The sequence below is a fragment of the Streptomyces sp. NPDC006552 genome, assembly GCF_040611655.1.
Lineage (GTDB): Bacteria > Actinomycetota > Actinomycetes > Streptomycetales > Streptomycetaceae > Streptomyces.
The window spans coordinates 1-10,251 of sequence record NZ_JBEXOS010000120.1; the positions used below are offsets into that span (position 1 = coordinate 1).

The 10,251-nt window shown below is 66.5% G+C and carries 6 protein-coding genes; 5 read left to right on the plus strand and 1 reads right to left on the minus strand.

Annotation, left to right across the window (positions count from 1 at the left end):
• From ABZY33_RS35310 to ABZY33_RS35320, 3 genes are all read left to right on the plus strand, one after another.
• Positions 1–207, plus strand: a 207-nt coding sequence (locus ABZY33_RS35310) for a helicase associated domain-containing protein (protein WP_356495812.1), incomplete at its 5' end; no start/stop codon positions are given.
• A 211-nt stretch (positions 208–418) separates the two neighbouring features.
• Positions 419–4,015 (plus strand): hypothetical protein, encoded by a 3,597-nt coding sequence (locus ABZY33_RS35315; RefSeq protein ID WP_356495813.1) that lies wholly within the window; start codon positions 419–421, stop codon positions 4,013–4,015.
• Between the two features lie 629 nt (positions 4,016–4,644).
• A complete protein-coding gene (locus ABZY33_RS35320; RefSeq protein WP_356495814.1) occupies positions 4,645–5,223 on the plus strand; it encodes a hypothetical protein in 579 nt (192 codons plus the stop codon).
• Between the two features lie 143 nt (positions 5,224–5,366).
• Here ABZY33_RS35320 and ABZY33_RS35325 read toward each other — a convergent pair whose 3' ends face one another.
• The gene (locus tag ABZY33_RS35325; protein WP_356495815.1) at positions 5,367–5,930 is read right to left on the minus strand and encodes a hypothetical protein; all 564 of its coding nucleotides are present in this window, start codon (positions 5,928–5,930) and stop codon (positions 5,367–5,369) included.
• Between the two features lie 283 nt (positions 5,931–6,213).
• On the opposite strand from ABZY33_RS35325, the gene ABZY33_RS35330 reads away from it, so the two are divergent.
• Positions 6,214–6,939: a hypothetical protein gene (locus tag ABZY33_RS35330; protein WP_356495816.1), complete on the plus strand. Its 726-nt coding sequence runs from the start codon at positions 6,214–6,216 to the stop codon at positions 6,937–6,939.
• A gap of 376 nt (positions 6,940–7,315) precedes the next feature.
• On the plus strand, positions 7,316–9,325 hold the full coding sequence (locus ABZY33_RS35335; protein ID WP_356495817.1) for a pentapeptide repeat-containing protein: 2,010 nt from the start codon (positions 7,316–7,318) through the stop codon (positions 9,323–9,325).
• Positions 9,326–10,251 lie beyond the last annotated feature (926 nt).

A 10,251-nucleotide genomic window follows, 5' to 3' on the forward strand; every position in this document is an offset into this window, starting at 1 on the left:
CGGGAAGGGCACCTGAACGTGCCCCGCAAACACGTCGAAGCCCTGCCGATGGAACTGGCCGGGCCCGCCGCCGCCGGACGCGAGACCACCCCCGAGGGGGAAGTGCGGATCGACCTGGGGATGTGGACAGCCAACGTACGCCGCCGAGCTGCTGGGCTGACCGTGGAGCGACGTTCGGCGCTCGACCAACTCGACATGCGCTGGTGAAAGTGGCGGCGCTACGGATGCAGTTTCACCTGGACGCTGGCGGAGGAACTCGCTGGGACCGGCGTTGTCGGTCCCGGACAGTAGGGTCGATCACAGCGTGCGCGTTGTCGGGGCAAGGGGGCCCGCGCACACGGGTGTGGAGGACGTCGTGGAACCACTTACACCGACAGTTTTGGCCAAGGTAGCAGGGCCGATTGCTAGTCGGTTTGGTATGAACGTTTTTCAGAAGCTCACGCGCGGTCGGCGAGTGGCGCGTGCTGCGGCGAAGCGGGCAGCGGCGGTGGGGATTGAAGTCCGCGCGAAGTCGCTACGTGTGTGGCTTGCACAAGCGGATACAGCAGAGCAGCTGCGACAGTGCACGGAGTCTTCCCTCGATCAGGCGGCGCAGAGGCTGGTCTATGTGGTGCCCGGCCGTGATGCCGAGCAGCGTCAACGTGATGCGTTGCGGGTGCTGCGGTTTGTGATGGAGGAGTACGTGCGTTCCGTCTCACCGCAGGAGGCAGCACTACTCACCAGTGAGTGGGAGCGGCAGTCCACTGTCGAAGACGGGAGCAAGACCCGGGAGACAGTTGTCGCTTCCCGCGACGATGTGCTTGCCCGTCTTGATGCCAGCCGTGGTTTCGATGCTGCGGTGCGCACCCTCAGCCCGTGGTCATCGCACGAGGCACGCCGTCTGTGCGCGAGCTGGCCCGCTGTGGAGGAAGCGGTGAATGTATTGGCGGAGGCGGGCTCCGGAAGCGAGCGCGGGGTCGTTTTGCGCGCATGGGCCGATGAACTGCCGACCTGGCTCGTGCAGGCGCCTACGCAGGCATTCAGCTGGCTCGGTCAGTTGGCGTCCGAGTACGAAGCACCGCGCGCTTCCCAGGTCTTCCTCGAAAGGGCTCTTCGTGAAGGCGGGTATCCGCAGGACCACTTGGTGGCCAGGGCGGCGCTGCAGGCCGGCTCCCGCACGGAAGCGGAGGTGAGGAGCTACCTCGATGCGCGCCAGGACGCAGAGTCGCCGTTGCTGAGCGCGCTGCACGCCTACCTCGACGAAAATTGGCCCGAGTGCCTGCGCCAGCTGGCCCACTGGCAGCCGCACAATGCGTTGGCCGACTCCATGCGTGTCCAGCTCGAGGCCGATGCACTGACGCGCGCGGGCCGGGAGAGCGAGGCCGTGGCCAAACTGCGGGCGGCCCACCAAGAAACACAGTTTTCCAGCGTTGCCATCCGCTTGGCTACGGCATTGCTGCAGCAGGCTGTGCATGGTCGTACTCCTCTGCGGCTGGCTAATGCCCAGGAGGCTCTGGCGGTGTCGGTCCGGGCTCGGAACAGCCGGCGCGCTTGGTATGGGGATAGTGCTGAGGCGGCTGTCCTTGCGGTGCAGGCGGCTGTGCTGTGCGGAGATCTGTCGGCGGCGTGGAGCTTGACCCAGCCTCCGCCGGAGGGCGAAGCGCTGCTCCTTGAGGCCTCTGACGAGAGGCTGCTTAAGCAGACCGCTATGGTCGCGGCTCTCTCGGGCCGGGAGCAGGAGGCGGAACGGCTGCTGGAGAGGGTGGTCGATGCGTTCGCCAAGGCACATGTGCGGGTGCTGATCGCCGAAGTGCGTCGGGATGGTGATACGGAGAACACCGAGGTCAGGGGCTTGTGGCGGCAGGTGTGGGAGGCTGCGCGTACTGAGCAGGAGCAGTTGATTGCGGCGATGGGGCTGGCCGAGTCGGGCGCGGATATCCCGGATCTGACCCACCTCACGCCTGTAAACCCTGAGGCGGTCGCGGATATCGAGTTGCTGGCGCGAGCCCTCAAAGGCAGTTCCGGTGACGGGATGGCCGTGCTGCGCGCCAACGTCACGCGTAGCCCTCTGATTGTCCTCAAGCTGGCTGAGCGTTATCACCGCGGTGGCGATCTGCACCTGGCGGCGCAAACGTTGAAGGGCGGTGCCGATCACTGGCGTGATGTCCGCCTGATGTCCATGGCCGCCGGGTTGTTTCGCGCCTCTGGCACCTATTCGTCCGCCCGCGAGTGCGCGGAGGCCGCGTTGAGGATGGCCGGGCCGAAGTGGGCAGGGCAGGGCCGCATGTACGCCTTGCTCGTCGACATCGAGTCGACGGACGGGCGCATGGAGCAGGCGACGGATGCCGCGTTGCGGCTCCTCGCTCTCGACCCTTTGGACAGTTCTGCCCGGTGGGCACTGGCCCGCTGCTACGCGGTGCGGGCCATGCCGGAGGAAGCTTGGCAGTCCCTGACCGAACAGGGCGCACTCATAGAACCTCGGAGCAAGGACGAGGCGCTGTTGTGGCTCGGTCTTGGTTCCCGATTCTCCGAAGATGTGGAGTTCACCGGCCGCGCTCTTGCCCTGATGCAACGCTGGCCAGACGATGAAGAACTCCTGGGCCAGTTTCTGGGCGCGCTGCACACTCGAGCGGCCACCCCGGGGAGCCCGCTTCCGGACCACGATGCCGATCGGCTTCGCGCCGCCACTGAAGGCTATTTGGAGCGCTTCCCTGCTAGCAAGATCTTCCGCGCGGTCTCGGTGGGCCCACCGGACAATCCTCTGGAGAATCTCACTGAGGAACTGCGCAGCGCCTATGAGCACACCCAGGAGATTGGCGGCAAGGTCGCACGTGGCGAACTTCCGGTGGGGATGTTGTCGTTGGCCACAGGACGGACGTATGCAGAGGCCTGTATACACCGCACCGCTGAACGGCCGGTTGTACACGCAGTTGACCTCCCGCCCCTCGTGGCGGAGATGGAAGCGGTGCGAACTGCACTCAACGGACGGGTAGTCCTGGACACGAGTGCGGCCGCCACACTCGCACTGTTGGAGCCAGGTGTGTCCGAGCAACTCGTGGGTCAGCTGCGGACAGTCACGACGACCGACCAGCTCTTGGCGGACGCACTGCAGGCCAAGGAGTCCATCGCCCTTCGGTCCGATATGACCGTGGCGTGGGACGGGGGAAACACCAGCGCCACCGTGCTGATCTCCACCCCCGAAGAGGTGTCTGCGCTGCGATTTGCCGCCACCCGGCTGGTGGACATCATGCAGGCCACCCCACGCGTGTCGCGGCCCGAGCTGCGCAGTCTGCCGCGGCTGCCCAGAACGCGCGGCATAGCGTGGTTGACAGCGGTCGACTATGCCAAGGAGCACGGTCACGTGCTGTGGAGCGATGATCGAAGTCTGCGCGCTCTCGCGCGTACTCAGGGCGTGGTCTCCTTTGGAACCCTGAGCCTGCTGGATGCCTGTGTGAGTGACAGCGTCCTGACGCTGGAGGAAGGACTGGTCGTCAGGGCCGAGCTGCTGCGGAACTACTTCGTGGACATCCCGTTCTCTGCCAGCCTCTACCATCACGCGGCACAGACCGACGGTTGGCAGGCGAAGGCGGTGGCTCTCGCTGTCTCGCGGCCGACCGCCTGGGCGAACCCGCATGCGGCAGCAGATTTTGCTCTCGATGCCGCGTCTCGGAGCATCCGGTCGATGCCGCACGAGGCCTCCAGCTGGCTCAGCGCCGCCTACACGGGGCTCTACCGCGCGACGCCTCCCTCACACCGGCCAAACAACCTTCGGGTCCTCGTATGGCAGACACTCACCCAGCCGTGGGTCACGCCGTCGTCGCTTCCCTTCGTCCTGGCAGGCCTGCGAACAGGCATGAACGCCGTGGCCGATAACGACGACTCCCTTCGAGCCGCGCTTGCTCAGTATCACAGCGCTCTCGTCGACGAGCTGGGACATATCACCGCAGGCAGTACGCTGATGCGGCTCTTCGCCCACACCGACGAGGCCGACAAAGCCATCGCCGCACGTACCGTGCTCACTCATCCCAGCCAGTAAACGAATGAGTGAAACAGCGCCAGGAGAGCGCACGATCGGGGGCGGTGCTCGGCCGACGGGGTGATCATGTCGGCCGGGCGTTCGGAGCAGGTGACACCGAGAGCGTCACGGGTCGGGGTCAGCCTCACACCGCACTGGGGGCTGCGAGCTGCTAGGGCACAAGACTTCCTCAGCCAGGCATTGTGGGCCGGATCGTCCATGCGGCAGTCCCCGCGCCTGCCCACCGCAGCCGGGGACATCGGTCTGTTCACCACCACCGCCGTCCGCCTGCAGCACCCCGAACCGGCACCGCCGCCCTCCACCAGCACCATCACCATCAACCTGCCCACGGCCACCGCGTCCCCGCCCAACACACCCATAGCCTCGCTCACCGCGGCGGCCGCCTCAGTGACGACCGCTCTCGCCCCGCCCACGCCCACCGCCTCAATCCCCTCCCCCACCGCCTTCCTGCCCCCACCGCCCTCCGCCTCTTCCTCCCCTTCCGGGTCTGGCCCCGCCACACCCGCGCCCGCCTGCCCCTCTGACCCTGATCCCCTGCCCACCAGCCCCAGTCCCTAGCTCGCTCGTTCACCCCGATGCTGCTAGCCCGCTTCCACTTGCCATGCCTCTGTCCTGTCTAGACTCCGGCCATGGACCAGGCAACGTGGGGATTCGCGGGCGTCGTCCTCGGAAGCCTGATTCCCCTGGTGTCGAATTGGGGCGACCACCGGCGCCAGCGCAGGGAGCGGCGGGGAGATTTTCTCCGAACCAAGCTCGAACGGCGCGAAGCGTTCGAGCTGGAGCACCTCGTAGAGGTGAACCAGCTCCTGAGGAACCTGCGCCGTCACGGAGACGAGCTCATCTCCGCCAAGCAGCCCGACCCTCGTTATTCGAAACCACCCGTTAACCACGCCGAGCGATGCCGGACCGCCATGAGGGAGGCTGATGCAGCCCTCGATGCGCAGGTCGGATTCATCCTCGACGACATGGTGCGGGAACTGGTCAAGGTGGCTGCCGAACGCATCACTGACCGGGCCTGGACCGTTTACACGGACGCACCTGCGACGTTCGAGGAAGGTATGCAGAGGGGCACGCTCGGCATCGGCGTCTACACAGCGCTCGAAGAGACGAACGAGGCAGTGCAAGCCGCGTATGAAGCCATCACCATGCGCGTGCGCGAGCTGTACGCCGGCTTAAGGGAACCTCGCGGGTGGCCGTTCTTCTTCTGATCGCCCTCCCTAGAGGGGATACGCCTGCCCTGCTGTCGAGCCGGTCGCCCGACACGTCGTCGGACGTGAAGCCCACCCTTCGTGCACTGGGCCTTACCGGCACCCCTACACGGGCGACTAGCTGAGCGTCGCGGAACGGCGGGTCAGCTTCGGTCTTTTCGTAGTGCGCACAGGGCGTTGTTGATCCCCTGCAAGCTCCCTTGGATGTTTGTCAAACACATCTCGACATGGTGGGTAGGCCGTTCACGGGCGGCCGTGACGCCTCGGAGGTGTAGGTCGATCGTGTACGCCTCCGTCAGATTGCGTTCGCCGGGGCCTTCGAACGCAGCTGTGAACGTGTACGCCATGGGCAGTCCCCGGTTCTTGTCCCACCGGGCTGTGCTGTCGAAGACGTGCTGCACCGGATGGCCCGGCAGCAGCACCGGGATCGGTGTGGTCACGTCTTGGTGGAGGCGACCGTCGACATCCGTGATGCTGGAATGCAATGGCTGGTCCGTGGTGATGCGCACGTTGCGAGCTGCCGTCGGCCCGGTGTTCTCGATGACGATCACGAACATCTTGGACCACGGTTCAAGCGGGCGGACGTCAACCAGCACGTAAGGGGCCTTGGCCTCTCGGCTTGAGCGGTGGGCGCTGCGGGCGGATCTGGCAGCCAGGAGGAACGAGAGGAACGACACGCCTGATGGGACCCACTTCACGATCTCCATGGGCAGACGGTATCCAGGTTCTGCGCATGGAGACCGAACCGGTCTGTCCAGCGCGTCGAGCACCCGGGCACTCCTGGCTGCCGTGCCTGGCTCCGCGGGCCGAAGTTTCTGGAAGGTGCTCACCAGACGGGGTGGAGCGCCTTCGGGAAGGGCAGGGCGGGGTCCCCTCAGCGAAACCGTACGGCGGAAGAAGGTGCCGCCGGGCCGTCCTCCCCCTGCATAGCGAGCCGCAATTTTTGGTGATCGGCCGTGGATCACGCCGGGTGTCGGTGAGGATGAACGCATGTCCCACACACCTCAGCCAGACCCGTCCCAGGACCTCGCCCGCCGGGTGGGCGAACGGCTCGCCGCTAACCCGGCCATGGACGACTTCCGCCGTGCCGTCGCCGAGTTCGCCCTCGCCAACAACACGCGGCTCAGCGAGGCTGTGCAGCGCTTCAGCGCTGCCAACAACGCACGGTTCGCCGAGCACTATGCCCGCGTCATGGCCCCCGCGATCCAGATGCGCAACGAGCAGCTGTCCAGCGTCATGTCCTCCTGGGCCGCCCGCCTTCTGCGGAACATGGCCACGCACTCGCCGGAATTCCGTCTGGACGTCTCCCGGCTGGATTTCGACACCGTGCTGTCCTCTCCCTTCGATGCCCTGCCCGCCGAGCAACGGGAGTGGGCCCGGCAGGTTGTGGAGGAGGCCACGGCCGCCGTCGACGCCGACGCGGCTGCACCGGATGACGTCCCGGACGACATGCTGGAGGAACTGTCCCAGGCCGCGCGGTCCTTCGCCGGTGGACAGCCTGCGGAACTGTCGTGGGAGACCAAACGCACGCTGTTCATGTGGTTCTGGGGGGTGCTGGTCTTCCTTACACTGATGCAGGCCCAGGTGCAGAGCGAGACCGTCAAAGAGTTGATGGAGGATGCTGGCGCGGCGGCGCCCTACGTCGGGACGACGGTCGCCGCTGCGGCGTTCGTGTGGAACAAGACTCAGCCCAAACCCGCAGAGCCTGACGAGTAGGAGTGTGACTAGTTCGAAGAATGACGGTACCACCAGCCTTCGAATTACTCACACCCCCGTAGTCCTGTTCTCCGGTCCTTGGGCGATAGCGACGAAATTCGTCGACCCTCGGACCGCAAGCGGTTTTGCGGGGCACGGGCCGAGCCGGAAGACCATGATCGTCCTCACCGGCATCTCCTCACGGCCCGACACCTGCAGTTGGGAAATCGGGGCGGGGGAGGGTGGTCGTCATGACCGCCCGGACCGGGCGCCCTGGTCTGAGACCCTTCGCCTAAGCGGTGTCGGGCCGCAGTACCGCACGAAAGCCTTCAGTGCTGCACTTCTCGAGTTGGACTACCGGGCAACTGGTCGGCTGGTTCTGTCGTCCATGAGAGGTATGACGTCTGCGAGCCCGTCCCTGACTCCACCCGAGTGGCCGCACTGCGGCGATGGCTCCGCCCCGGACGACCCTGTCGGTTGCCGAGGTATCCACGTTCCGGGCCACGGGCAGTGTCTGGCTCACCTGGCTGACCCGGACCGCGACGCCTACCTGGCCGGCCTGACCCCTGGTGCCGACATCGACCACCGCGGCACCACCTTCACCCAAGCCCTCCTTGACGCCCTGCTTGCCTCTCTCCGCTCCTCCCCGATCCGTCGCCCTCATCTCGGTAACGCCAGGTTCGACGAGGCGACCTTCACGGGCACATCCGGGTTCGGCGCGGCGACCTTCGCCGGCGACGCCTGGTTCAGCTCGGCGACCTTCGCGGGCGACGCCAGGTTCGACGGAGTGACCTTCACGGGCGACGCCAGGTTCAACGCGGTGACCTTCACGGGCCTCGCCAGGTTCAGCTTGGCGAGGTTCACAGGCATCGCGCTGTTCGGCTCGGCGACCTTCAAGGGCGACGCCAGGTTCGACGAGGCGTCCTTCACAGGCACCATCGCACTGTTCGGCTCCGCGACCTTCACGCGCACCGCCAGGTTCGACGAGGCGACCTTCACAGGCGACGCTTGGTTCCACTCGGCCATGTTCCCGCGCGAAGCCAGGTTCGACTATGCGACCTTCACAGGCGACGCCTGGTTCAGCTCGGCGACCTTCACGCGCACCGCCAGGTTCGAATGGGCGACCTTCACGGGGGACGCCTTGTTCAGCTCGGCGACCTTCACGGGCACTGCCTACTTCATCTCGACGACTTTCCCCCGCGAAGCCAGGTTCGACGAGGCGACCTTCACGCGCGACGCAAGGTTCGACGCGGCGACCTTCGCAGGCGACGCCTGGTTCGAGTCGGCCACTTTCGAACGGGCAGCCACCCTCGGACCGCTGGTCTGCGCTGGACGCGTGCGACTGTCCGGCACAGTATTCGGCGGCCCGGTGACGCTGCTGCTCGCCGCGCGCCGCGTGGAGTGCCGGCGGACGCGCTGGTCGGCGACGGCTGAGCTGCGCCTTCGCTATGCCACGCTGGACTTCTCCCACGCCGTCTTCGAATACCCCCTCACCATCGCCGCAGAAGCCGCCCCCTACTTGCGCACCAACGGACAGCCGGTGACAGAGGAGCTGTTCGCCGGTACGCCCGACGCGTCGGTGCGGGTCTCCTCGCTGCGCGGGGTGGACGCGGCGCACCTGGTCCTGGCCGGGGTGGATCTGTCGCGGTGTCTGTTCATCGGCACGGTGCACTTGTCCCAACTGAGCCTGGAGGGCGCGTGTTCCTTCGGCGTGGCCCCCGCCCCGCTCGGGCCCGGGCGGGGCCCGCGGTTCTCCGCGCGCCGGACGCTGGCAGAGGAGCACCACTGGCGGGCGGGCAGGCCGCATGCCGCCTCCGGCTGGAACCCGGCTGTGCTCGGTGCCGGTGATGTGGGACCACCGCAGTTGGCGCCGGTGTACCGGGCGTTGCGGAAGGCGTTGGAGGACGGCAAGGACGAGCCGGGGGCGGCGGACTTCTACTACGGCGAGATGGAGATGCGCCGTCACGACCGGGTCGGTACCACCTGGCCGGAGCGTGGGCTGCTGAAGGGGTACTGGCTGCTGTCGGGTTACGGTCTGCGGGCCTCGCGGGCGCTGGGATGGCTTGCGGCGGGCATGCTCGTCACGATCGCGGCGATGGCCCTGTGGGGGCTGCCCTCTGAAGACCCGAAGCCCCAGACCACCGGCCGGCAGGTCAGTTCCGGGCAGGACCTCAAGCTCACCACCGACACCCCCGACCCGGTCAACCCGACCGGCTCGCTGGTCAGCCGGGTCAGCACCGAGCGGCTCGAGAAGGGTCTGCGGGTGGTGATCAATTCGGTGGTGTTTCGCTCCTCCGGCCAGGACCTCACCACTGCCGGCACCTACACCGAGATGCTCTCCCGCATAACCGAACCCGTTCTCCTGGGCTTCGTCGTGCTCGCCATCCGCAACCGCGTCAAGCGCTGACCTACGACACCCACGACAGTCAGAAGCCCACAGAACACCCCCCATGCTCAACCACAGGACGATGAAGCAACTCGTGCACCGGCTCGGCCGGAAGCCGCCGCACGGCGGGTTTCAGTGGTCAGGTCACAACGCCGCCCACTGAAACCTGCCGTGCGGTCCAACAGCTGGCACGCCCTCGTTGGAAGAAGCCTTGCCCCCCGGCTGGTCCCCGCTCGCGTGCATGCGCGCGTCCTGTGGTTGCTGTTCCTACCTCAGGTAGGTAGGACTGCTCCTACGGACATCAGCCATGGGTTCACAGGGGCGCTGCCGCAGGCAGTGACCGGCGCGACCGTAGGGAGCGTGTCTATGGGGGTCTGGGGGGAGACGATCCCGAAGGGACGCGAGTGCCGTGCGAAGCACGGCGCGAAGCGCAGTCCCCCCAGCAGGAGCAGAGAGCGCTAGCTCTCCAATCACTGTGTTGGTGCCGTGTCTTTCACTGGTTGTTCTTACTGGTTGTTCTTACTGGTTGTTCTTACTGGTTTGGGGATCTTGTAGTTCCCCCGTCGACCACTTGTAGTCCCGTCGACGATTTGTAGTTCCCCCGTCGACGACTCGTAGTTCCCCCGTGAGAGAGGCTCTGTTCGATCGGTTTGCCGGGGGGCTCAGAGTTCCCCCGTCCGATCGCGGCACTGCGGGCTCGCCTGCCATCGCCGAGTCCGAGCGGAACGCCCGACCGGACTTCTGGGCGGGCGTCACCGCCGGCGTCAGACGATCACGTGGCGGTGGAACCTGCCGTTCTGGCGGGCTGCTTAGAACGGCTAACACAATGAGGTGCATCGCCCCTGGCAGCCGTGCCTGACCGGGCAGTTGAGCGTTGGCCAGGCTGTGGGAACTTCACCGTGGAGCGTGCCGGACGACTTGTGGGAGCGGATCGAGCCGCTGCTGCC